Raw genomic sequence first — 23,265 nt, 5'->3', positions numbered from 1 at the left:
ATGATCCTGTTTGGTACCAATCCGATTGCCTGGACGAATGACGATGATCGCTCGCTCGGCGCCCATATCAGCCTCGACCAATGCCTGGACGAGACCGGCAAGATCGGTTTCGACGGCATCGAGAAGGGCCACAAGTTTCCGCAGGATCCCGATGGCCTCAAGGCTGTTCTCGAGCCACGCGGCCTGCGCTACGTCTCCGGCTGGCATTCGCTCAACCTGCTGACACATTCGATCGAGGACGAGAAGGCCGCGATGCAGCCGGCGCTCGATCTTTTGAAGGCCATGGGTTCGAAGGTGATCATCGTCTGCGAGACGTCGAATGCCATTCACGGTGCCGACGATACGGCGGTGAATGATCGCCCGAAGCTCGCAGACGCCGACTGGAAGGCCTTCGGTGCCGGTGTCGAGGCGCTGGCCGACTATGCGGCAGCCCAGGGCATAACACTGGTCTACCATCACCACATGGGCACGATCGTCGAAAGCCCCGAAGAGATCGACAAGCTGATGGCCCATACCGGTCCGCATGCGAAACTGCTGCTCGATACCGGCCATTGCCTGTTCGGCGGCGGTAATCCGGAAGAACTGGCCAAGAAGCACATGGGCCGCGTCGGCCATATCCATGCGAAGAATGTCCGTCCGGTCATCGCAAAGCAGGTTCGCGACGAAAACCTCTCCTTCCTCGAAGGCGTGCGCCGCGGCGTGTTCACGGTCCCCGGCGACAGCGAAGGCGGCGTCGATTTCCCGCCGGTCCTCAAGCTGGCGGCTGAAAACGGCTATCAGGGCTGGATCGTCATCGAGGCGGAACAGGATCCGGATGTCCGCAATCCGTTCGAATACCAGAGCCTTGGCCTGAAATCGCTGAAGGCAATGGCCAAGGATGCCGGCCTGACCTGACCGACGCAATCGACGAAGGCGGTGCCGATGGACTGCCTTCGCCTTTGACACAGTGCAGGTTTGCGGACTACTGCAGATCAGTTTTCCGCGACCTCCAGGAGCCGCCGTGCAGATTCTCGACCCGAAACATCCGTTTTTCAAGCCTCTCTGGCGGCGCATTCTGACCGTTCTTCTGCCGGCAGCCTGGGGCGGTGTCGAGCTTTACAACAATGCCATGGGCTGGGCCGTCGTGTTTTTCGGCGCGTCCGCCTACGCGGCCTACGAATTGCTGTTCATGTACGGCCACACAATTGCGAAAGCCAAGGCGGCTGAGGATGCCGCCAAGGCTCGACAGGAAGACGAGGGAGATGACGATGACGGATCTGCTCCGCAAGCCGGTGGCCAGGACCGGTAAAGTCCACGACATCACGCCGGCCAGTGCCAATTGGGGCTATGTCGGCTTCGGGCTCTATCACTTGAAACCGGGTGAAAACGCGTTTGAACAGACCGGCGAGACGGAGGTCATTCTAGTGCTTGTCGAGGGCAAGGCGACGGTGTCCGGCGGCGGCAAGAGTTTCGGCGAACTCGGCGACCGCATGTCGGTCTTTGAGAAGAAGCCGCCGCATTGCGTCTATGTGCCGGCCGGCTCCGAGTGGTCGGCGACGGCGACCACCGACTGCGTGCTTGCGGTCTGCACAGCACCGGCCATGCCCGGCCGCGAAGCCCAGCAGATCGGGCCGGAGGGCATTGCCTATGTCCAGCGCGGCAAGGATGCCAATACCCGCTATATCTATCCGATCGCCATGGAGGACCGTGACGTTGCCGACAGCCTGCTGGTGACGGAAGTGTTCACGCCGTCGGGCAACTGGTCGTCCTATCCGCCGCATCGCCACGACGAAGACAATTATCCCGAGATGACCTATCTCGAGGAGACCTATTATCACCGGCTGAACCCGGCGCAGGGCTTCGGCTTCCAGCGGGTGTTTACCGAGGATGGTTCGCTGGACGAGACCATGGCGGTGTCGGATGGCGACGTGGTTCTGGTGCCGAAGGGGCACCATCCCTGCGGCGCACCCTATGGCTACGAGATGTATTATCTCAACGTCATGGCAGGCCCCTTGCGCAAGTGGCGCTTCGAGAACCATCCGGATCATGACTGGATCTATCAGCGCGACAATCCGCCGTCCTGACAGGTGACCGGTCGGCGCGATGATATTTTGATCGCGCCACGACAAACCGGGCGATGGCCGTCTGCGTACTGGATGCACACTGCACCAGTCATGGAGACGTTCAATGTCCAAGGTCGGATTTGCCCTGTTCGGGCTAGCGCTGAGTTTGATGTCGTCCGCAGGCAATGCCGCGGACAAATTCACCTTCGAAGATTATTTCACCGGACGCACGGAGGCTGTTGGATCGTTCCGGGCGATCAACGGCGTCAAGCGCAGCTTCACCGTCGATCTGACCGGCAAATGGGATGGCCGGACGTTGACGCTGCGCGAGGATTTCGTCTTCGATGACGGCACGAAGGATCGCAAGACGTGGCGGTTCGTGAAGACGGGTCCGGCGACCTATTCCGGCACCCGGGAGGATGTGATCGGCGAGACAAAAGTGACGCTCAATGGGCCGGTCGCGAAGTTCAACTATCTGGTCTATCTCGATTCCGCCAAACAGGCGAACAAGGTGCATTTCTACGACAAGATGGTCTTGCGCGCCGATGGCACGGTGTTGAACACCGCGCTGGTGACAAAATTCGGTTTTCCAGTGGCCAAGACCACGGTCGAGTTTCGCAAGCCGGGGTCGAGCGCAAAGTCGGCGTCCCGGTAAGGCCGAGCGACGCTCAATTGGGCTCGAGCCAGGTTGCGATGCCTTCGGCGGCTGCCTTGCCGGTGGCAAAACAGGCCGTCAGCAGATAGCCGCCGGTTGGCGCCTCCCAATCGAGCATCTCGCCGGCGACAAAGGTGCCGGGCCGTGTTTTCAACATGAAATGGGGATCGACGGCCTCAAAGGCGACGCCGCCGGCAGATGAAATGGCCTCGCCGATCGGCCGTGGCCGGGTAACCCTTAGCGGCAGGGCCTTGATCAGGCTTGCCAAGGCCTCTGGCGGCAACCGGTTCGCATCGGGTTCGACCTCACGCAGCAGCGCTACCTTTACGCCGTCGAGGCCGGTTGCCTTCTTCAATCGCGTCGCAAAACTTGCCTTGGCATCCTGCCTTGCCAGATCGCGGGCAAGGCGGGCCTGATCCCGACCGGGTGCCAGATCGAGCGACAGAGCGGCTTGCCCGGTGTCGATCAGCGCATCCCGTAGCGCGGCCGCATGGGCATAGATCAGGCTGCCCTCGATGCCGCCGCGGCTGATGACGAATTCGCCCTGGGTGGTTCCGGCTGCCGAGGTCGCCTTGACGGATTTGACCGGCACGCCGGAAAATCGGCTGTTGAACATTGCGCTGAAATCGCAGTCAAAGCCGCAGTTTGCCGGCAGGAGATCGCGGATGGCAACACCTTCTGCGCGCAGGGGTGCTACCCAGGCCGCATCCGATCCCAGTTTCGGCCAGCTGGCGCCGCCGAGGGCAAACAGCGTCGCGTCGGGCTCGATCTGCACAGGGCCATCCGGCGTTTCGAATGTCAGGGCCTTGCCGGCAAAGCCGGTCCAGCGATGACGGGTGAGAATGCGAACGCCTTGTGCCTCGAGCCGCTTCAGCCAGGCGCGCAGGAGGGGGGATGCCTTCATGGCTTTCGGGAAGACACGTCCCGAAGTGCCGATGAAGGTCTCCGTGCCGAGTGCTGCAGCCCAGGCTCGGATATCATCCGGTGTCATCAGGTCCAGTGCGTTGCTTAGCCAATCGTTGGCCTTGCCAAAGCGCGTGACGAAGCGGGCATAGTCCTCGGCGTGGGTGATGTTGAGACCTGATTTTCCGGCGAGCAGAAACTTGCGCGCGACCGTCGGCATGGCGTCGTAGACGGTCACGGCATGGCCTTTGCGGTTGAGCGTTTCCGCCGCTATCAGGCCCGCCGGTCCGCCGCCGACAATCGCGATCTGCCGTCTGCTCATCCTCAATCTCACTCCAAGGTGAAATTGGCGAGACGGGAGGTCAGGCCGCGGATCGTTTCGCTATCGGCATTGGCAAAGGCGAAACGCAGATAGGCCTGCTGACCCTCGCCGAAATAGGCGCCGGGAATGCAGAGAATGCCGGCGCGTTTTGCCAGCTGTTCCGCCACCAGTGCCGAAGGCTGTCCTTCGAAAGGATGGCGGATGAAGGCGAAATAGGCGCCGAGCGAATCCATCTTCCATGCCGGAAGCTCGGCCATCACGCCCTTTAGTGTTTCTGCCCGGGCGAGGATTTCCGCCCGGTTGACCGCGCGCCAATCGCGAAGCGCCGGAATAGCCTTGGCCACGGCCGCCTGCGGCGCGCGCGGTGCGCAGATCTGCAGATTGTCCATGACCTTGGCGATTTCGGCCACGGCGCGCGGGCCGGCGGTGATGGCGCCGAGGCGATGTCCGGGAATGCAGAAGGACTTGGAGAAGGAGTAGAGCAGGATCAGATTGTCTTCCCAGCCGGGGACGGACAGAAGGTTGTGCGGGTGTTCGTGACCGGGCAGGAAATCGCGATAGGTCTCGTCGAGAATGAGGAAGGCGCCGGCGTCCCGGCAGGCCTCGAAGATGTCGCGCAGCAGATCTGCCGGATAGATCGCGCCGGTGGGATTGTTGGGCGAGACAAGGGCTACCGCTTTCACGCCTTTGGCCAGGACAGCCTCTACCGCCTCGATGGTCGGCACGAAGCCGGTTGCCGGATCAAGCGGCAGAAGCTCGCGACGAATGCCCAGCATGCCGAGCGTCGTTTCCTGGTTGAAGTAGAAGGGTTCGGTCAGGCCGATGCTGTCGCCGCTGCCGGCAAGGGTCATGGCTGCGGCGATGAAGGCCTGATTGCAGCCGGCGGTGATGTGGATGTTTTCGAGCGTGACCTCGGCACCATAGATCACCTGCTGTTCGTTGGCATAGGCGGTGCGCAATTCGCTCTCGCCTTCGATCGGACCATAACCGGCATAGATGCGTGATCCCGCAGTTTCCGCAAGCCATGCCAGCATGTCGGGATGTGGCGGATAGCCGGGAACGGCCTGCGACAGGTCGATCAGGGGGCCATTTTTGCCGCCATAAGCCCGTCCCCAGGCAAAGACCGAAGGCACTGGTGGAGGCGAAAGCTGAGAGACGAGGGGGTTAAAGGAAGCAGCAGGCATGGTTTCGATCCTTATGCGGTCATTCCCCGTCTTCTACAGACTGGGGGCTGGTTGCGCGGCGGCGTGGTGTCGGGACGATGGTGCGGGCGGTCTGGCGGGCGATCGGTCGTGGCTGTACGGCGCGTTCTGTTTCAAGTGTGTCGAAAAGCCAGTCGATGAAGACCTTGGCGATCGGTGCGCCGCGGACTTCGTTGCGGGCCGCGACATAAAAAGCGTCGGCTGCGGGGACAGCGAGATCAAAGGGAATGATCAGTTCGCCGGCGGCAATCAGGCTGGAGGCGGTGATGCTGTCGCCAAGGGCCACGCCCTGGCCATGGCGGGCAGCCTCGGTCGACAGCCTTGCATCCCCCATGAAATGTTCGCGCGGATGCGGCATGTCCAACTGGTCGGCGGCGGCCAGCCAGCTGCGCCATTCGCGGCCGTCATCGCCATGCAGCAGCACATGATCCTGCAGGTCGCGCACCGAACGCAGAGGTCTTGTGTTCAGCAGCGTCGGGCTGACGACCGGAAAAAGATCGAACGTGCTCCACAACCGTGTCCAGCAATCGCGCCAGCCGCCGGCGCCATACAGGATGGCGATATCGATTTCCGGCGAGTAGATCAGCTCGGCGTCATTGCTGGAGGTCAGTGTCAGGCTGATTTCCGGGTAGCGATCGGTGAAGGATCCCATGCGCGGCACCAGCCACAGTGCCAAGAGGGCCGGCACGCAGCTGATGCGCAGATTGCCGCTCGTCGAGGGGCGGTCGAGCAGAGCGGTCGCGGCCGCTATGCCGTCGAACGCCTGGCTGACGGCAGGCAGGAGCAGCGCACCTTGCGGGGTGAGCTTCAGGCGTTTGCCACCACGTTCGAAGAGCGTGGTCTTCAGCGTTTCCTCTAGGCTCTTGATCTGATGCGAGATGGCGCCGTGCGTGACGTTGAGCTCGCGCGCCGCGGCCGAAATCGAGCCGCGACGGGCGGCGGCCTCGAATGCGCGCAAGGGATTCAGCGGTGGCAGGCGGTTGGCCATGGGGGTCAATCGTTGTGAATTTTTCTCATATATAATGCTATAACATCGTGAATTGATTTTCCAAGAGGCTTGCGGATTAATGCTCACAATAAAGGCAGCGAAAACAGCTGCCGCAAAAACAGCCTAGGTGGCGGCGTCTGTTGCCACTCCAAAGCAGGGAACAGTTTCATGGCATTCGACGCGGAAAAGCTTGCGGCATTGCGGGCAAAATACGGTGAGAGCCGCAATGGCGAGATTTTCGATGCCGACTTCAGCAAGGTCGGCGACAAGATCTTTTCCAAGGGCACGCGTGCTGCACCTTTCTCGGGCCTGCCGACCTTTCTCTCTGCACCTTACCGCGAGGTGGCTGCACAGGCGCCGGATTTAGGCGATCTGCAGGTGGCAATCACCGGCGTGCCGATGGACCTCGGCGTCACCAATCGGCCGGGATCACGCTTCGGGCCGCGCGCCTTGCGGGCAATCGACCGGATCGGGCCTTATAACCACGTTCTCGGCTGCGCGCCGGTGCATGAACTGAAGGTTGCCGATATCGGCGACGTGCCGCTGCGCAGCCGCTACCGGCTGGAAACGGCCCATGAAGATATCGAGCGCCGCTTCAACCAGATCGTCGATGCCGGCGTCACACCGCTTGCCGTCGGCGGCGACCACTCGATCACCTATTCCATCCTGAAGGCGGTCGGCAAAACGGCGCCGGTTGGCATGATCCATATCGACGCGCATTGCGATACCAGCGCGCCGTTCGAAGATACCAAGTTCCATCACGGTGGCCCGTTCCGCCAGGCAGTGCTCGACGGTGTTCTCGATCCGACGCGGACTATCCAGATCGGTATCCGGGGATCGGCCGAATATCTCTGGGAATTCACCTACGAGTCCGGCATGACCGTCATCCACGCCGAAGAGGTGACCGGTCTCGGCATGCCGGCGATCATTGAAAAGGCGAAGGCCATTGTCGGCGATGGCCCGACCTATGTTTCGTTCGATATCGATAGCCTCGACCCAAGTTTTGCGCCGGGTACCGGCACGCCGGAAGTGGGTGGTCTCACCACCCGCGAGGTGCTGGAACTGCTGCGCGGTCTGAAGGGTATCAACATCGTCGGTGGCGATGTCGTCGAAGTCGCGCCACAGTATGACGCGACCGCGAATACAGCCCATGCCGGTGCGCAGGTGCTGTTTGAAATCCTCAGCCTGATGGTCTTCAGCCCGCATGTAACGGCGGTGCGTTGATCTTGCATTCCCGTCGACCGAAAAGGTCGGTGGTTGGCGGCCGGATTGCCCGCATCACCCAAAGCAATGTCCGATAAAGGGGAACAAAAATGAACATCAAAACCGCAATGAAATCGACGACGTTCGCCATGCTTATGCTCGGCGGTGCCGTTCTTGGCTTCGCATCCTCCGCGCATGCAGATGCGATCGATGACATCACCAAGGCTGGCGTGCTGAATGTCGGCGTGTTTGCCGACTTCCCGCCGTTTTCCTCGGCCAGCGCCGACATGAGCCTCAAGGGCTATGACATCGATGTGGCGCAGTACATTGCCGATGCGCTGAAGGTGAAGCTGGTTCCCGTGCCGATCACCGGCCAGAACCGCATTCCTTACCTCACCGAAAAGCGTGTCGATATGCTGGTCAGCGTCGGCTACTCGAAAGAGCGCGCCGAAGTCATCGATTTTGCCGCAGCTTACGCACCTTACTACATCGCGGTGATCGGTCCGGCCGCCATGGAGGTCAAAGACAAGGAAGACCTCGCCGACAAGAGCATTGCCGTCAATCGCGGCACGCTGGAAGACACCTCGCTGACGGAAGCGGCACCCAAATCTGCCGACATCAAGCGTTTCGACAACTACAATTCCGTCATCCAGGCCTTCATTTCCGGCCAGACGGACCTGATGGTGGTTGGCAACGACGTCGGCGCGCAGGTTCTGGCCCGCCAGGAAGCCCTTAAGCCGGAGCAGAAGTTCCAGCTTCTAACCTCGCCATCGCATATTGCCCTCAACAAGGGTGAGGAGCGTCTGAAGACGGCGATCAACGATGCGGTTGCCAAGATGCTGGCCGACGGCAAGCTGAACGAAAGCTCGGAAATGTGGCTGAAGACGCCGCTCAATCCTGAAAACCTGAAGGATTGATCCTTTGGGCTATCAGCTCGATTTCGGCTGGCTCACCGACGCGATCCACCTGATCGCGCAGGGTGCAGCCATGACGATCTTCCTGATTGCGGTGTCGGCGGTTGCCGGCATCGTTCTCAGCGTGCTGGGCGCGGCCGCCCGGCGCAGCCGGTATGCGGTGCTGCGCCGGATGATCGGCGCCTATGTCGAGCTGATTCGCAATACGCCGTTTCTGGTGCAGTTGTTCTTCATCTTCTTCGGTCTTCCAAGCCTTGGCATTCGCCTCGACCCAGTGGTCGCGGCAATCCTCGCGATGACGCTGAACATGACGGCATACACGACCGAGATTGTGGGTGCCGGTCTCGATGCCGTGCCGAAGGGGCAGAAGGAAGCGGCCTTGTCGCTCGGGCTTCGCCCGCGTCAGGTCTTCTTCAAGATCGTACTGCCGCAGGGGCTGAAAGTGATCTTTCCGGCGCTGACCAGCCAGATCGTCATCATGATGCTGGAATCGGCCGTCGTCTCACAGATTGCCGTACGCGAACTGACCTATGAGGCGGATATGCTCCAGGCGCGGACCTTTCGCGCCTTCGAGACCTATTTCGTCGTGACGCTGGTTTATCTGGCTTTGAGCATCGGGCTGCGCCGGCTGCTGGTTGCGGGTGGCAACCGAATGCTGGCGGGAGGTGTCACGTGATCGAATTCACCTTCTGGGACATCGTTCGCAATCTTTTGCTCGCAGCACGCTGGACCATACTCCTGTCGGTCGTTGCCTTTATCGGCGGCACTCTGGTCGGTGTGTTGATCCTGCTGATGCGGATTTCCGAGCGCCGCCCGCTCCGGCGGTTCGCCGAATACTACATCGGCCTGTTCCAGGGCACGCCACTCTTGATGCAGCTGTTCCTGCTGTTCTTCGGGCTGCCGCTGATCGGCTTTCGCATCGAGGCCTGGACGGCGGCCGTGATCGGATTGACGCTGTTTGCCAGCGCGTATCTGGCGGAGATCTGGCGAGGTGGTGTTCAGGCGCTGCCGCTCGGCCAATGGGATGCCGCCAGCAGTCTGGGACTGCATTACATTGCGAAATTGCGCCTGGTCGTCTTGCCGCAGGCCTTTTCCATGACCCGTGCGCCAACCGTCGGATTTCTCGTCCAGCTGATCAAGAGTACCGCATTGACGTCGATCATCGGCTTCGAGGAACTGGTGCGAACCTCGAACGCGATCAACAATGCGACCTTCGAGCCATTCAAGGTTTATGGCATGGTCGCATTGATCTATTTTGCCCTCTGTTTTCCGCTGACGCGGTATGCGCGGGCCCTCGAACTTCGTGCCGCCAAATACGCATGAGCGCAGCACGCAGCCTCTCTTAAAAACGGGAACCGGCCTTTGGCCGAAAACAAGGAGAAACGAAATGAAGGATCTCATCAACAAACCGGTCAGCCGCCGCAGCGTGCTTGCGGGTTCGGTGGTCGCAGCCGGCACATTTGCCATGCCGTCGATCCTGCGCGCGCAGGACAAGTCGCTGAAGGTCGGTGTCTATGGCGGCTACTTCAAGGATTCGTTCGACAAGAACATCTTTCCGGACTTCACCAAGGCGACCGGGATCGCAGTGGAATCGATCGCCGAACCGACTGGCGAAGCCTGGCTCGTGCAGCTCGAACAGGCAGCCAAGGCCGGCCAGGCTCCGGCCGACCTCTCGATGATGTCGCAGGTGTCGATGCTCAAGGGCCAGGCGACCGAGCTGTGGGCGCCGATCGACATGGCAAAGCTCAAGAACGCTTCCGGCCTGATCGATCGCTTCGTCAACAAATATCCGGACGGCCGTGTCGCCGGCGTCGGCGCCGTTGCCTGGTACATCACCCTGGTCACCAACACGGATGTCTTCAAGGAAGCGCCGACCTCCTGGGAAGCGCTGTGGGATCCGGCAAATGCCGACAAGCTCGGCCTGCTTGCCTTGGTGTCGAATTCCTTCCTGCTGGAAGTCACGGCGAAAACCTTCTTCGGCGGTACCAACGCGCTCGATACCGAGGAAGGCATCCTCAAGGCCTTCGACAAGCTCGCCGAAGTGAAGCCGAATGTACGTCTGTGGTACCGCGACGAAGCACAGTTCGAGCAGTCGCTGAAGTCGGGCGAAATCCCGATGGGCCAGTACTACCACGACGTTACCGGTCTGGCGGCTGCCGATGGCCAACCGGTCCGCTCGACCTTCCCGAAGGAAGGCGGCATCCAGGACAGCGGTTGCTGGGCGCTGTCGCGGGCTTCGACCAAGACGGACGAGGCGCATATCTTCATGGACTACATGTGCCAGCCGGCGATCCAGGCGACCCTGTCGCGCAAGGTCGGCACGGCGCCGACCGTTAAGCGCGAGCTGCTCGACCTGACCGATGCGGAATTTGCTTCCGTTTCGTCCGACATCGAGCCGATCACCCCGCGTTACGATCTCTACCAGACCAAGTCGGATTGGCTGAACCAGAAGTGGACGGAGCTGATCGTCGGCTGATGGTTGGGGGCTTGCCCCTCATCCGCCCTGCCGGGCACCTTCTCCCCGCTCGCGGGGAGAAGGACACAAGCTGAACGCTCGGCGTCCTCTTACCCTCTCCCCGCTTGCGGGGAGAGGGTAGGGTGAGGGGCAGATTATGACAGGCTTTGTGGCATCCCAAGGCACATGCTAGGATCACAAAAGGCAGCTACACGGAGACGAGATCATGACGACGGTCAGCGTGCGCGATGTAAACACTGATCTTTCGGAACTGGTGGATGAGGTGATCAAGGGCGGTAGCGTCACGATCACGCGAGACGGCAAGCCGGTGGCGACGCTGGTGCCGGTCGAACAAACTGCAAAGACCCCGGTTGAGCCTAAAACGAAGCGCAATTTCCTTGAGCATCTGATGGCTTTCCCGGAACCCGGTATGGTTTTTGAACGCAATCCCTCACGCGGGCGAGACGTCGATCTTTGAGTGGCTATCTTATTGACACGAATGCGATTTCCCTCCTCTCTGCCAGCAGGGCCTCGGCCTCATTCGTGGGCTGGTTGAAAGAGCAACAGCAACGGAACTCGTTGTATGTTTCGTCGATAACGCTGCAGGAAACTGAAAAAGGCATCGTGAAACTGGAGCTTGTGAAGGCGGGAAATCCGGCAAAGGCGAAGCGCCTGAGGCTATGGCTGGAGACGGTGATGTCTGATTTTCAGGATCGTTTCCTGCCGGTTGACACCACGGTAGCTTTGGCTGCAGGACGTCTCGAAGGCGCTGCGCTCGCCCGTGGGCAAAATTTCGAACTCGCCGACATCCTTATCGCCGCAACGGCTGTCACGCACCACCTCACGGTCGTGACTGCCAATGTCAAAGACTTCGAACCTTTAGGCGTCGAGTGTCTTGCACCCTTTTGAACAATCTTGTCTGTGATTGGAAACCAACAGCCCATGTCTGGACTATCTCTCAACGCCGTTACCAAGCAATTCGGCCCGTTTACCGCCGTCGATCAGGTGCAACTGACCGTACCGCATGGCACTTTCGTCTGCATGCTTGGTCCGTCCGGCTGCGGCAAGACCACGCTGCTCAGGATGATCGCCGGGCTGGACCTGCCGACGGGCGGCGAGATCGTGCTCGATGGGCAGGACATTACCCGCATGCCGACGCACAAGCGCAATCTCGGCATGGTTTTCCAGTCGCTGGCGCTGTTTCCGCATCTGACCGTCGGTGAAAATATCGCCTATCCCTTGCGCATTCGCGGCGTCGGCCGCGAGGAGCAGATGAAGCGCGTGCAGGAACTGCTGGCGATGATCCATCTGACGGGTTACGCCGACCGGCCGGTCAACAAGCTGTCCGGCGGACAGCGGCAGCGCGTGGCGATCGCCCGGGCGCTGGCGATTTCGCCGAAACTTTTCCTGCTCGACGAACCGCTTTCGGCGCTCGACGCCAAGCTGCGCGAGGCGATGCAGGTCGAGCTGCGCAAGCTGCAGCAGCAGCTCGGGATCACCACCATCGTCGTCACCCATGACCAGCGCGAGGCGATGACCATGGCCGATACCGTCGTGGTGATGAACGGCGGCAAGATCCGCCAGGCGGCAAGCCCGATCGAGATCTATCGCCGTCCGGCCGATCGCTTCGTTGCCGACTTCATCGGTTCGACCAATCTCCTGCCGCTGAGCGTGCAGGGGGGCAGGACGCTGGTGCTCGGTCAACCGGTTTCCGGCATCGCGGCCCCTGCCGGCCAATCGTCCTGCAGCCTTTCGGTACGTCCGGAAGACATTACCCTATTGGCTCCCGGCGAAGGCCGGTTGACCGGACGCGTGACTTTCATTCGCGATCTTGGCGGCATGATCGAGACCTTCCTTGATGTCGCCGGCACCGAGGTGATCGCGGTGTCGACGCCGCGCGAGCGACCGGTCGTCTCCGTCGGCCAGGAGGTCGGCGTGGCGATCGATCCGGAAAGTGCCGTGGTGCTTGCCCGATGAGACGCGAACCACCCAAAACCGCACTCGATTTTGCGCCGCTGGTCTTCCCGGCAGGCATGCTGATCCTGTTCTTCGTCGTGCCGTTCGCGACGATGATCGCCGTGTCCTTCTTCAAGCGCGATCCGGCCGGTTTCTATTCGACCGCCTTCGTCTTCGACAACTATGCCCGGTTTATCTCCACTTTCTTTGCCGGCGTGCTCGGTTTTTCGCTGATGCTGGCGATTGCCGTTGCCATCGTCTGCGTGGTGCTCGGTCTGCCATTCACTTATCTCCTGGCGCGCATGTCGCGCAAAGCGCAGGTGATCTGGCTGGTGGCGCTGCTGTCGGTCCTGTCGCTGTCGGAAGTCATCATCGGCTTTGCCTGGTCGACGCTGTTTTCACGCACGGCGGGCATCACCAATCTGCTGGTGATGATCGGGCTGATGGCAAAGCCGGTCGCGCTGATGCCGAATTTCGGCGCGGTGCTGACCGGCATGGTCTACCAGGCTCTGCCCTATACGGTTCTGGTGCTCTATCCTGCCCTGGTCCGGCTTGATCCGACATTGACGGAGGCGGCCCGCACGCTCGGTGCCTCGCCGATTAAGGCCTTCTTCACCGTCGTCGTGCCGGCGCTGCGCAATACGCTGATCGCCACCCTGATCATGGTGTTCATCTTCGCGCTCGGCTCTTACCTTTTGCCGCAGATCCTCGGCCGGCCGCAACACTGGACGTTGTCGGTGCTGATCACGGACCAGGCGATCTACCAGTCGAACATGCCGTTCGCCGCTGCCATGGCGGTCTTTCTCGTTCTCGTCACGCTCGGCATGGTGGCTTTGACGCTGCTTATTGGCCGCAAGGGAGAAGCCGCATGAACAAGCTTCTCATCCGCGTCTATTTTACCCTGATCGCGATCTTCCTGGCTGCCCCGATCGTCGTCGTCGCCGGCGTTTCGGTGAATGCGAAACAGAGCCTGAATTTCCCGCCGCAGGGTTTCTCGCTTGCCTGGTATGGGGCGATCTTTACCGATGCCGGCTGGCGTTCGGCGCTGTTTGCGTCGCTGATCCTGGCGCTTTCGGCGGCAGCGCTTGCCGTCGCTATTGCGCTTCCACTCGCCTGGTTCCTGTGGCGCCGGCTGGCGCCTTGGGCGCAGGTCTTCCAGTTGCTCGGCATTGCGCCTTTCACGTTGCCGCCGGTGATCACCGCGCTCGGGCTGCTGACCTTCTGGGCGACGACCGGCTTCTACGGCCAGCCCTGGACGGCGGTGATCAGTCACGCGATCTTCTTCGTCACCCTGCCACTGGTGACGCTGTCGCTCGGCTTTACGGCCATCGACCGCTCGCTGGTCGAGGCCGCATCGACCATGGGTGCCGATGACCGGACGATCTTCCGCACCGTCGTCCTGCCGCTGATCATGCCCTATCTCGTCTCCGGCTATGCCTTCGCCTTCGTCCTGTCGCTCAACGAATACATCGTCGCCTACATGACCGTCGGCTTCACCATGGAGACGTTGCCGATCAAGATCTTCAACGCTCTGCGTTACGGCTATACGCCGGTCATGGCCTCGGTGACGGTGCTGTTCGTCGTGATGGCAGCGCTGATCTTCGGCCTGGTGGCGCGCTTCGGCGACCTGCCGAAACTGCTCGGCGCAAATGCCGCGGACGACAAGTAGGCGGATGCGAGATCAGCTGTTCTTGAGCCTGCCCTCCAGCAGATCAAGAACAGCGCGGGCCGCATCCATGACATTGGTGCCGGGTCCGAAGACCGCAGAGACCCCTTGCTCGATGAGGAAGTCATAATCCTGGCGCGGAATGACACCGCCGACCACGACGATGATGTCGCCGGCGCCTCTTGCCTTCAAGGCTTCGACCAGTTGCGGGGCGAGCGTCTTGTGACCGGCCGCGAGCGACGACATGCCGACGACATTGACCTTCTCCGCGATGGCCAGATCGGCGGCCTCGTCTGGGGTCTGGAAGAGCGGGCCTGCCACGACATCAAAGCCGATGTCGCCGAAGGCCGAGGCGATCACCTTGGCGCCGCGGTCGTGGCCGTCCTGACCGAGCTTGGCGACAAGCACACGTGGCTTGCCGGAGGCCTTGCCGTAGTCGATGAGTCGGATCGACAGCGTCTCCATTTCCGGATCGCCCTCATAGGCCTTGCCGTAGATGTCATGCACCACTTCCGGCGTTGCGACGTGATCGCCGAAGACGGCGCGCATGGCATCCGAAATTTCGCCGACGGTGGCACGCGCCTGCGCGGCGTCGACGGCGGCTTCGAGGATGTTGCCTTGACCGCTCTCGGCGACCTCGGTCAGCCGGGCGAGTGTTTCGCTGACCCGCTTCGGGTCGCGCTGGCGGCGCGTCTGCTCGATGCGCTTGATCTGCGACAGGCGAACGGCAGTGTTGTCGATCTGCAGGATATCGATCGGCTCCTCGTTTTCGAGGCGGTATTTGTTGACCCCGACGATCACTTCCTCGGCGCGGTCGACTGCGGCTTGGCGACGGGTGGCTGCCTCCTCTATCAGGCGCTTCGGCAAGCCGTCATCGACGGCCTTGGTCATGCCGCCCAGCCGCTCGATTTCCTCGATCAAGGCCCAGGCCTTCTCCGCCATGTCGTTGGTCAGGCTCTCGACATAATAAGAGCCGGCGAGCGGATCGACGACCTTGGTCACACCCGTCTCGTGCTGCAGGATCAATTGCGTGTTGCGGGCAATGCGGGCGGAAAATTCCGTCGGCAGGGCAATCGCCTCGTCAAACGAATTGGTGTGCAGCGACTGGGTGCCGCCGAGTACCGCGGACATCGCCTCGAAGGCGGTGCGGACAATGTTGTTGTAGGGGTCCTGTTCGGCAAGCGATACACCCGAGGTCTGGCAATGGGTGCGCAGCATCAGGGAAGATGCCTTCTTTGGCTCGAATTCCTGCATGATGCGGGTCCAGAGCAGGCGGGCGGCGCGCAGCTTGGCCGCCTCCATGAAGAAGTTCATGCCGATCGCAAAGAAGAAGGAGAGGCGGCCGGCGAATTCGTCGACATTGAGGCCCTTGGCGATGGCCGCGCGGACATACTCTCGACCGTCGGCGAGCGTGAAGGCGAGCTCCTGGACCAGCGTCGCACCGGCCTCCTGCATGTGATAGCCGGAGATCGAGATCGAGTTGAATTTCGGCATCTCCTTCGCCGTGTATTCGATGATGTCGGCGATGATCCGCATCGAAGGTTCGGGCGGGTAGATATAGGTATTGCGGACCATGAACTCCTTGAGGATGTCGTTCTGGATCGTGCCTGAAAGCTTGTCGCGCGAGACACCCTGTTCCTCGCCGGTGACGATGAAATTGGCCAGAATCGGGATGACCGCGCCGTTCATCGTCATGGAAACCGAGATTGCTTCCAGCGGAATGCCGTCGAAGAGGATCTTCATGTCCTCGACACTGTCGATCGCCACGCCGGCCTTGCCGACATCACCCTCGACGCGCGGATGGTCACTGTCGTAACCGCGGTGGGTGGCGAGGTCGAAGGCGACCGAGACGCCCTGCTGGCCGGCGAGAAGCGCCTTGCGGTAGAAGGCATTGCTTTCTTCCGCCGTCGAGAAGCCGGCATATTGGCGGATGGTCCAGGGACGGCCGGCATACATGGTAGCACGCGGACCCCGGGTGAAGGGCGCGAAGCCCGGCAGGCTGTCGAGATGCTCGATGCCGGCGATGTCGTCAGCCGTGTAGAGCGGCTTGACCGAAATGCCCTCGGGGGTTTGCCAGGTGAGCGTGTCTGGCGGACGCTTCAGTTCTTTTTCGGCCAGGGCTTGCCAATCGGCGCGTGTCTTCTTGGTCATGGTTGTGATCCTTTTCTCAAGGCAGCGCGTGTCGGCGGTTCGCCGAGGGAAGCCAATTTGACGGGATTTCGGGTCCTGGCTATTCTCGCAAGTCTAACCGGAGTGCCTTGCCATGACCGTGGAAGCCTCTGTCTCGCTCTCGCCCCAGCAGGAAGAATTTGCCCGCAATCTGGTCGAGGACGGCCATTTTCCGAGCCTCGCCGCCGTGGTCGAGCGCGGGGTGGACTTGGTGCGCGAAGAGACGGAGATGCGGCAAGAGGATGTGGAGGCGCTGCGGGCGCTAGTGGAGCGTCGGCGCAAGGGGCCTTTCCTATCTGAGGCTGAAAGCCATGAGCGGATCGAGGCGATGATTGCCGAAGTGAAGGCCGGGTATGGCTTGTGATGGCGGTACCCCCCTCTGTCCTGCCGGACATCTCCCCCTCAAGGGGGGAGATCACAGTGGGGCCGACCTGCCGCCCCGCCATAGAAGACGCTGAATTCGTGAAGTGGTCGCAAAGCCTGCGGCCAATCTCCCCCCTTGATGGGGAGATGTCGGCGTAGCCGACAGAGGGGGGTACCCAAACCGCGATCATCGACGGCGTCCTCACCCCTCGAACTCCATGATCAACTCGTCCACCGCCAGGCTCTGGCCCGGCTTGACGACGATCTTCTTGACCGTACCCCGGCGTTCGGCCTTGAGGATGTTTTCCATCTTCATCGCCTCCACTGTTGCCAAAGGCTGGCCGGCCTCGACGATTTCGCCCTCCTTGACCGCCACGCCGGTGATCACGCCCGGCATCGGGCAGAGCAGCAGTTTTGACGTATCCGGCGGCAGCTTTTCCGGCATCAGCTTGGCGAGCGCGGCGACCCGCGGCGAGCGGACGCGGGCGGTCACATCCATGCCGCGCCAGCGCAGCCGGATGGCGGGGCCCTTGAGGTCCACCTTGACGGCGATGGTTTCGCCGCCGATGTCGAAGTTTGCCAATGTCTGGCCCGGCGTCCAGGTGCTGCCGACCACCAGCTCGCCGCCGTCTGCGAAGGCCACGCGTGTATTGCCCGAGCCTTCGGAGAGGGTCACCGTGTGATCGCTGCCGGCAAGGTTCACCACCCAGTCTGCGCCCATGCTGCGGGCGTGGTTGCCGATCGTGCCGGAAATCTGCGTGGCGCGGGCTTGAAGGCGGTGGTTGATCACGGCGGCGACGGCCGCAAGCTTCTCTGCGGAGGCCGCATCCGGCGTCACTCCGCTAAACCCGTCCTTGAACTCCTCGGCGATATAGGCCGTGGTGATCTTGCCAGAGCGGAAACGATCCTGGTTCATCACCGCCGAAAGGAAGGGCAGGTTGTGACCGATGCCTTCGACCTCGAAGCTATCGAGTGCTTCCGACATCGCGTCAATCGCCTGCAGCCGGTCCGGCGCCCATGTGCAGAGCTTGGCAATCATCGGGTCGTAATACATCGAGATCTCGCCGCCCTCGAAGACGCCGGTGTCATTGCGGATCACGGTGCCGTCAGCCGTCCGTCCTTCCGCCGGCGGGCGGTAGCGCGAGAGGCGGCCGATCGACGGCAGGAAGTTGCGATAGGGATCCTCGGCGTAGAGCCGGCTTTCGATCGCCCAGCCGTTCAGCGTCACGTCGTCCTGGGCAAGGCCAAGCTTTTCGCCCGCGGCGACGCGGATCATCTGCTCGACGAGATCAAGGCCGGTCACCAGTTCGGTCACGGGGTGCTCGACCTGCAGGCGAGTGTTCATCTCAAGGAAGTAGAACTTGTTTTGCTTGCCGTCGACGATGAATTCGACTGTGCCGGCAGAGTGATATCCGACGGCTTTCGCCAGCGCGACCGCCTGTTCGCCCATGGCCTTGCGGGTCGCGGCATCGAGGAAAGGCGAGGGGGCCTCTTCGATGACCTTCTGGTTACGCCTTTGGATCGAGCATTCGCGTTCGCCGAGATAGAGCACCGTGCCGTGTTTGTCGCCGAGCACCTGGATTTCGATATGGCGCGGTTGGTCAACGAATTTCTCGATGAAGATGCGGTCGTCGCCGAAGGAGTTCTTTGCCTCGTTCTTCGACGACTGGAAACCTTCGCGGGCCTCATCGTCATTCCAGGCGATGCGCATGCCCTTGCCGCCGCCGCCGGCAGAGGCCTTGATCATCACGGGATAGCCGATCTCGCCGGAAATCTTCACCGCCTCGTCAGCATCGGCAATCAGGCCCATATGGCCGGGCACGGTCGACACGCCGGCCTCCGCCGCCAGCTTCTTCGAGGTGATCTTGTCGCCCATGGCCTGGATGGCACCCACCGGCGGGCCGATGAAGGTGACGCCCGCCTTTTCCAGCGCTTCGGCAAAGGCGGCATTTTCCGACAGGAAGCCGTAGCCGGGATGCACTGCATCCGCGCCGGTCTGCCTGATCGCCTCAAGGATCTTGTCGATGACGATATAGGACTGGTTCGACGGTGCCGGGCCGATATGGACCGCTTCGTCGGCCATCTCGACATGCAGCGCATCGCGGTCGGCATCGGAATAGATGGCCACCGTCCTGATGCCCATCTTCTTTGCGGTCTTGATGACCCGGCAGGCGATTTCGCCCCGGTTGGCGATGAGGATTTTCTGGATCATGGAGGTCACTCGGCAGCTTCTGCGGGCGGGATTGCGCCAGGAGCGGCGCCCCCGATGATGAGCGCCTTGGCGCCGATATATTTTCCAATGTCCAAAGTCATCGCTCCACTTCCTCCCCCGGCTTCCATGTCCTGCTTCGCCCGCTAGTCCCGCGCCTGCTTCTTCAGCCCCTTGGCCACGCTCTGCTCGCTCTTCACGTCGCCAAACGCTTCCGGAAAATTCTTCCGCGCCAGCGGTTCGTTGAGCTTCAGCTTGGCGAAATAGGACTGCGGGTCGAAGCCGCGTTCGGCGGCGATCAATTCGCGGCCGAACAACCGGCAGAGGCGTTCGCCGTCGAGATTGCCGCGCTCGAAGGGTTCCGTACCGAAGAACTGCCAGAGCGCCTGGACGAAGCCGAGATCGGCCAGCGCCACGGTCGGGTCCATGGTGCGGTGACGCGGCCAGTTGGTCAGCGGTGTCACCTTGGGGTTGGGCCGGCGCAAAGTGTATTGCCATTGCGTTCCGGGCAGGCCGGGCGGAAAACCCTGGTGCTTGGGCATGAGCGATTCTTTGGCCATGGCGTCAAACCTCGAACACGTCTTCAAAGGCATCGGGGAAGCTCTTGCGGCCGACCTTTTCGTCGATCCGGAGCAGGGCTTGATAGGACGTCGGATCAAATGGCGTCTCGGCCGGCACGACTTCCCGGCCGAACAGCAGGTTCAGCCGGCCGGCATCGAGATTGCCACGCTCGAAAGGCTCGTCGCCGAAATGATGCCAGAGCGCATGCAGGAAGGCTGCATCGACCTTCTGCTCGATCGTGTTCGGACGGGCGAGACGCTGCAACACCTTCAGCGGTGTTGCGCCTTTCTCGTTTGCGCGGCGGATGGTGAAGTGATGGCCATGGCCCGGCAGGCCGGAGGGGAAGCCCCTGTGCTTGGTCATTTCGGGTGGTCTGGCCATCCTGGTCTCCTTTACGCCGTCGTCTGGGTGGACGCGGCGATCTTGTCTTGTGTTTTTGTATCGAAGTCGGATGCGTCGTGGCGCTCGTGCAGCTGTTCCGACAGTTCGCCAAAGGACTTGTTGACGATGGAACCGCGCTTGACTGCCGGACGTGCGCCAATCTCGTTGGTCCAGCGCAGAACGTTCTTATAGCTTGCGCCATCGAGGAAGGTTCCGGCGTCGCCATAGGCCTGGCCGAGCACGATCTTGCCATACCAGGGCCATATGGCCATGTCGGCAATCGTATAGTCGGCGCCCGCGATGAACTGGTTGTCGGCAAGACGCCTGTCGAGCACGTCGAGCTGACGCTTCACTTCCATCGCATAGCGGTCGATCGCATACTGGATCTTGATCGGCGCATAGGCATAGAAATGGCCAAAACCGCCGCCGAGGAAGGGGGCGGAGCCCATCTGCCAGAACAGCCAGTTCAGGGTTTCGGCGCGCGCGCGGGTTTCGGATGGCAGGAAGGCGCCGAACTTTTCGGCCAGATAGGTCATGATCGAAGCGGATTCGAACAGCCGGATCGGCTGGCCGCCATCCTTCGGCGCATGGTCCATCAAAGCCGGGATCTTCGAGTTCGGATTGACGTCGACGAAGCCGGAACCGAACTGGTCGCCATCGCCGATCTTGATCAGCCAGGCGTCATATTCCGCACCCGTATGGCCGGCCGCCAGCAGTTCCTCGAGCAGGATCGAGACCTTCTGGCCGTTCGGCGTGGCCAGCGAATAGAGTTGCAGCGGATGTTTGCCGACCGGCAGTGGCTTTTCGGTCTGCGCGCCTGATGTCGGGCGATTGATGCTGGCAAAGGCGCCGCCATTGCCAGGTTCCCAGGTCCAGACCTTCGGGGGCACATAGCCGGCTGGAAAATTGTTTGCGGGCGGAAATTTTTCGTCGGTCATGAAATACTATCCTTGGCGTTCGGGTAAAGCGCTTGCAGGATCAAGCGCGGCGAGTGGGATGTAGGAAGGCAGCAGCGGTGTTTCTGCCCCTTGCCTGTACTTTTGAATGTTGCTTCAAATCAATTGACTCGCTGAATTCCGAAAGCTTGTGCCTCTGTCGTGCCATCATTCCGCCGCCTCGGCCGGTGGTTTTGCGCCGGGTGCGGCACCACCAACGATGAGTGCCTTGGCGCTTATGTATTCGTCGATCTCCTGCCAGCCGACGGCATCGCCGAAGGGCAGGATCTGCCATTTGCCCTGTTGCTCGGGCGATGCTGCGTGCAGGCGTGGATACCACCAAAGCGGTGCTTCAATCCTTCGGCCGTCCGCCATCTTGAAGATGATTGCTTCCGACGTGACAGCGACATCGGATACGCGCAGTTGCTCTTCATTAATGTCCAAAGTAGTCATGCCATGCCTCCTCGAACTGTTCGCGGTGTTTACCAATCACCTTGAGAATATCATTCACCTCGTGGGTTGCGAAACCGGCGTTGCGGGCGACCCGCATGTCCTTCAACCAAACCTTCAACTGCCTGCTGTCTTTCAAAACGTGGATATGCGGCGGTTCGCCGATCTCTTTTGAATAGAAGAAAAACCGATGGCCTTTCCACAGCAATAAGGTCGGCATTTTTCTCGCCTCACAGCGGCATCGTGTCGTGTTTCTTCCAATGGCTGCCGACCTGCTTGTTCCTCAGGCTGGCAAACGCCCGCGCGATCCGGCGGCGTGACGAATGCGGCATGATCACCTCGTCGATGAAGCCGCGTTCGGCGGCCTTGAACGGGTTGGCGAAATTGATCTCGTATTCCTTCGTGCGGGCGGCGATCTTGTCGGCGTCGCCAAGCTCGGAGCGGTAGAGGATCTCGGTCGCACCCTTGGCGCCCATCACGGCGATTTCGGCCGTCGGCCAGGCATAGTTGATATCGGCGCCGATATGTTTCGACGCCATCACGTCATAGGCGCCGCCATAGGCCTTGCGGGTGATCAGCGTGACCATCGGCACGGTCGCCTGGCTATAGGCAAACAAGAGTTTCGCGCCATGCTTGATGACGCCGCCATATTCCTGGGCCGTGCCGGGCAGGAAGCCGGGCACGTCGACCAGGGTCAGGATCGGGATCGAGAAGGCATCGCAGAAGCGGACGAAGCGGGCGGCTTTGCGTGACGCGTCGATATCGAGGCAGCCGGCCAGCACCATCGGCTGGTTGGCGACGATGCCGACGGTCTGGCCCTCGATGCGGATGTATCCGGTGATGATGTTGCGGGCGAAGGCTTCCTGGATCTCGAAGAAATCGCCTTCGTCGGCCAGTGCCAGGATCAGTTCCTTCATGTCGTAGGGCTTGTTCGACGAGTCGGGGATCAGCGTGTCCAACCGCATCTCGATGCGCGCCGGATCGTCATGGAAGGGGCGGACCGGCGGCTTTTCGCGGTTGTTAAGCGGCAGGAAGTCAAAGAGCAGGCGCACATGCTCCAGCGTCTCGATGTCGTTCTCATAGGCGCCGTCGGCGACCGAGGATTTTTTCGTGTGGGTGGATGCGCCGCCGAGTTCTTCCGCCGTGACGATCTCGTTGGTGACGGTTTTCACCACGTCGGGACCGGTGACGAACATGTAGGATGAATCGCGCACCATGAAGATGAAATCGGTCATCGCCGGCGAATAGACGGCACCACCGGCGCAGGGGCCCATGATGACGGAGATCTGCGGGATGACGCCCGAGGCATCGACATTGCGCTTGAAGACGTCGGCATAGCCGGCGAGCGAGGCGACGCCTTCCTGGATGCGGGCGCCGCCCGAGTCGTTCAGGCCGATGACGGGTGCGCCGTTCTTCACCGCCATGTCCATGATCTTGCAGATCTTCTGCGCATGGGTTTCCGACAGCGAGCCGCCGAGCACGGTAAAATCCTGGGAGAAGACATAGACCTGCCGGCCGTTGATCGTGCCCCAGCCGGTGACGACGCCATCGCCGGCGATCTTCTGCTCGGCCATGCCGAAATCGACGGCGCGGTGGGTGATGTACATGTCGTACTCTTCAAACGAGCCCTCATCCAGAAGCACGTCGATGCGCTCGCGGGCGGTCAGCTTGCCTTTCGCATGCTGCGCGGCAATGCGCTTCTCGCCGCCGCCGAGACGGGCTTGCGCGCGGCGGGCTTCGAGCTGGTCCAGGATTGAGTGCATGTATCCCCCCGATGAAGAACTCTGGCTTTGCGCCTGATATCTGAGCCTTAAACTGCATCGCTTGCAAAGAAAATGATTGAACAGGTGCAATTGCGGATTTATGAATTTGCAAAATGAATATTGCGAAG

26 protein-coding genes are annotated in these 23,265 nt (G+C 61.3%); 15 read left to right on the top strand and 11 right to left on the bottom strand.

All coding sequences use genetic code 11. The features are described from left to right. From iolE to LQ231_RS18200, 4 genes are all read left to right on the top strand, one after another. The gene (gene iolE / locus LQ231_RS18215; RefSeq protein WP_230172721.1) at positions 1 to 894 is read left to right on the top strand and encodes a myo-inosose-2 dehydratase; all 894 of its coding nucleotides are present in this window, start codon (positions 1 to 3) and stop codon (positions 892 to 894) included. 106 nt (positions 895 to 1,000) lie between these two features. Further along, the gene (locus LQ231_RS18210; protein WP_230172719.1) at positions 1,001 to 1,288 is read left to right on the top strand and encodes a hypothetical protein; all 288 of its coding nucleotides are present in this window, start codon (positions 1,001 to 1,003) and stop codon (positions 1,286 to 1,288) included. After that, positions 1,248 to 2,063 carry a 5-deoxy-glucuronate isomerase gene (gene iolB, locus LQ231_RS18205; RefSeq protein ID WP_230172717.1) on the top strand — a complete coding sequence of 272 codons (816 nt, stop codon included), beginning with the start codon at positions 1,248 to 1,250 and terminating at the stop codon, positions 2,061 to 2,063. The genes LQ231_RS18210 and iolB overlap by 41 nt, the downstream gene beginning before the upstream one ends. 103 nt (positions 2,064 to 2,166) lie before the next feature. After that, positions 2,167 to 2,697, top strand: coding sequence for a DUF3833 family protein (locus LQ231_RS18200; protein WP_230172715.1), 531 nt, complete (start codon positions 2,167 to 2,169; stop codon positions 2,695 to 2,697). A 13-nt stretch (positions 2,698 to 2,710) separates the two neighbouring features. On the opposite strand, the gene LQ231_RS18195 is transcribed toward LQ231_RS18200, so the two are convergent. Genes LQ231_RS18195 through LQ231_RS18185 form a run of 3 tightly spaced genes read right to left on the bottom strand, consistent with a single transcriptional unit; the run spans position 2,711 to position 6,112 of the window. After that, the gene (locus LQ231_RS18195; RefSeq protein ID WP_230172714.1) at positions 2,711 to 3,922 is read right to left on the bottom strand and encodes a TIGR03862 family flavoprotein; all 1,212 of its coding nucleotides are present in this window, start codon (positions 3,920 to 3,922) and stop codon (positions 2,711 to 2,713) included. An 8-nt stretch (positions 3,923 to 3,930) separates the two neighbouring features. Further along, positions 3,931 to 5,106, bottom strand: a complete 1,176-nt coding sequence (locus LQ231_RS18190; RefSeq protein WP_230172713.1) for an aminotransferase — start codon at positions 5,104 to 5,106, stop codon at positions 3,931 to 3,933. A gap of 19 nt (positions 5,107 to 5,125) precedes the next feature. Next, positions 5,126 to 6,112, bottom strand: coding sequence for a LysR substrate-binding domain-containing protein (locus LQ231_RS18185; RefSeq protein ID WP_230172712.1), 987 nt, complete (start codon positions 6,110 to 6,112; stop codon positions 5,126 to 5,128). 168 nt (positions 6,113 to 6,280) lie between these two features. On the opposite strand from LQ231_RS18185, the gene speB reads away from it, so the two are divergent. From speB to LQ231_RS18135, 10 genes are all read left to right on the top strand, one after another. After that, positions 6,281 to 7,336, top strand: coding sequence for an agmatinase (gene speB / locus LQ231_RS18180; protein ID WP_230172711.1), 1,056 nt, complete (start codon positions 6,281 to 6,283; stop codon positions 7,334 to 7,336). 89 nt (positions 7,337 to 7,425) lie between these two features. Then, entirely contained in the window at positions 7,426 to 8,232 is an 807-nt protein-coding gene (locus LQ231_RS18175) for a transporter substrate-binding domain-containing protein (RefSeq protein ID WP_230172706.1), read from the top strand. A 4-nt stretch (positions 8,233 to 8,236) separates the two neighbouring features. Then, on the top strand, positions 8,237 to 8,905 hold the full coding sequence (locus LQ231_RS18170; protein WP_230172705.1) for an amino acid ABC transporter permease: 669 nt from the start codon (positions 8,237 to 8,239) through the stop codon (positions 8,903 to 8,905). Beyond that, positions 8,902 to 9,552, top strand: a complete 651-nt coding sequence (locus LQ231_RS18165; protein WP_113142319.1) for an amino acid ABC transporter permease — start codon at positions 8,902 to 8,904, stop codon at positions 9,550 to 9,552. The genes LQ231_RS18170 and LQ231_RS18165 overlap by 4 nt, the downstream gene beginning before the upstream one ends. Positions 9,553 to 9,694: 142 nt before the next feature. Next, positions 9,695 to 10,705 (top strand): ABC transporter substrate-binding protein, encoded by a 1,011-nt coding sequence (locus tag LQ231_RS18160; protein WP_230173408.1) that lies wholly within the window; start codon positions 9,695 to 9,697, stop codon positions 10,703 to 10,705. 205 nt (positions 10,706 to 10,910) lie between these two features. Further along, on the top strand, positions 10,911 to 11,162 hold the full coding sequence (locus tag LQ231_RS18155; protein WP_113142317.1) for a type II toxin-antitoxin system prevent-host-death family antitoxin: 252 nt from the start codon (positions 10,911 to 10,913) through the stop codon (positions 11,160 to 11,162). After that, a complete protein-coding gene (locus tag LQ231_RS18150; RefSeq protein ID WP_230172703.1) occupies positions 11,159 to 11,593 on the top strand; it encodes a type II toxin-antitoxin system VapC family toxin in 435 nt (144 codons plus the stop codon). Before LQ231_RS18155 ends, LQ231_RS18150 begins: the two co-directional genes overlap by 4 nt. A 33-nt stretch (positions 11,594 to 11,626) precedes the next feature. Next, positions 11,627 to 12,661: an ABC transporter ATP-binding protein gene (locus LQ231_RS18145; RefSeq protein WP_113142315.1), complete on the top strand. Its 1,035-nt coding sequence runs from the start codon at positions 11,627 to 11,629 to the stop codon at positions 12,659 to 12,661. Beyond that, positions 12,658 to 13,512 (top strand): ABC transporter permease, encoded by an 855-nt coding sequence (locus LQ231_RS18140; protein ID WP_113142314.1) that lies wholly within the window; start codon positions 12,658 to 12,660, stop codon positions 13,510 to 13,512. Before LQ231_RS18145 ends, LQ231_RS18140 begins: the two co-directional genes overlap by 4 nt. Beyond that, on the top strand, positions 13,509 to 14,309 hold the full coding sequence (locus LQ231_RS18135; protein WP_113142313.1) for an ABC transporter permease: 801 nt from the start codon (positions 13,509 to 13,511) through the stop codon (positions 14,307 to 14,309). Before LQ231_RS18140 ends, LQ231_RS18135 begins: the two co-directional genes overlap by 4 nt. A gap of 12 nt (positions 14,310 to 14,321) precedes the next feature. Here the strand turns inward: LQ231_RS18135 and scpA are convergent, their stop codons facing one another. After that, positions 14,322 to 16,457 (bottom strand): methylmalonyl-CoA mutase, encoded by a 2,136-nt coding sequence (gene scpA / locus LQ231_RS18130; RefSeq protein WP_230172701.1) that lies wholly within the window; start codon positions 16,455 to 16,457, stop codon positions 14,322 to 14,324. A gap of 112 nt (positions 16,458 to 16,569) precedes the next feature. Between scpA and LQ231_RS18125 the strand changes: the two genes are divergently transcribed. After that, positions 16,570 to 16,839 carry a type II toxin-antitoxin system ParD family antitoxin gene (locus tag LQ231_RS18125; protein ID WP_230172699.1) on the top strand — a complete coding sequence of 90 codons (270 nt, stop codon included), beginning with the start codon at positions 16,570 to 16,572 and terminating at the stop codon, positions 16,837 to 16,839. 201 nt (positions 16,840 to 17,040) lie between these two features. Here LQ231_RS18125 and LQ231_RS18120 read toward each other — a convergent pair whose 3' ends face one another. The 7 genes from LQ231_RS18120 to LQ231_RS18090 form a co-directional block, all read right to left on the bottom strand. Continuing rightward, positions 17,041 to 19,050: an acetyl/propionyl/methylcrotonyl-CoA carboxylase subunit alpha gene (locus LQ231_RS18120; protein WP_230172698.1), complete on the bottom strand. Its 2,010-nt coding sequence runs from the start codon at positions 19,048 to 19,050 to the stop codon at positions 17,041 to 17,043. Between the two features lie 143 nt (positions 19,051 to 19,193). Next, positions 19,194 to 19,607, bottom strand: a complete 414-nt coding sequence (locus LQ231_RS18115) for a hypothetical protein (RefSeq protein WP_230172697.1) — start codon at positions 19,605 to 19,607, stop codon at positions 19,194 to 19,196. Between the two features lie 4 nt (positions 19,608 to 19,611). Next, positions 19,612 to 19,989, bottom strand: a complete 378-nt coding sequence (locus tag LQ231_RS18110) for a hypothetical protein (protein WP_113142306.1) — start codon at positions 19,987 to 19,989, stop codon at positions 19,612 to 19,614. A gap of 11 nt (positions 19,990 to 20,000) precedes the next feature. After that, positions 20,001 to 20,927: a glutathione-dependent disulfide-bond oxidoreductase gene (gene yghU, locus LQ231_RS18105; RefSeq protein ID WP_230172696.1), complete on the bottom strand. Its 927-nt coding sequence runs from the start codon at positions 20,925 to 20,927 to the stop codon at positions 20,001 to 20,003. A 165-nt stretch (positions 20,928 to 21,092) separates the two neighbouring features. Continuing rightward, positions 21,093 to 21,377, bottom strand: a complete 285-nt coding sequence (locus LQ231_RS18100; protein ID WP_113142304.1) for a DUF2442 domain-containing protein — start codon at positions 21,375 to 21,377, stop codon at positions 21,093 to 21,095. Then, positions 21,358 to 21,594 (bottom strand): DUF4160 domain-containing protein, encoded by a 237-nt coding sequence (locus LQ231_RS18095; RefSeq protein WP_230172695.1) that lies wholly within the window; start codon positions 21,592 to 21,594, stop codon positions 21,358 to 21,360. The genes LQ231_RS18100 and LQ231_RS18095 overlap by 20 nt, the downstream gene beginning before the upstream one ends. Positions 21,595 to 21,604: 10 nt before the next feature. Continuing rightward, positions 21,605 to 23,137 (bottom strand): acyl-CoA carboxylase subunit beta, encoded by a 1,533-nt coding sequence (locus LQ231_RS18090; RefSeq protein WP_230172694.1) that lies wholly within the window; start codon positions 23,135 to 23,137, stop codon positions 21,605 to 21,607. Positions 23,138 to 23,265: the final 128 nt, after the last annotated feature.

Origin of the sequence: Rhizobium sp. CECT 9324, from assembly GCF_918741265.1 — a bacterium.
In the GTDB taxonomy this organism is placed as follows: Bacteria; Pseudomonadota; Alphaproteobacteria; order Rhizobiales; family Rhizobiaceae; genus Allorhizobium.
This window is presented reverse-complemented; position numbering and strand designations above follow the sequence as displayed.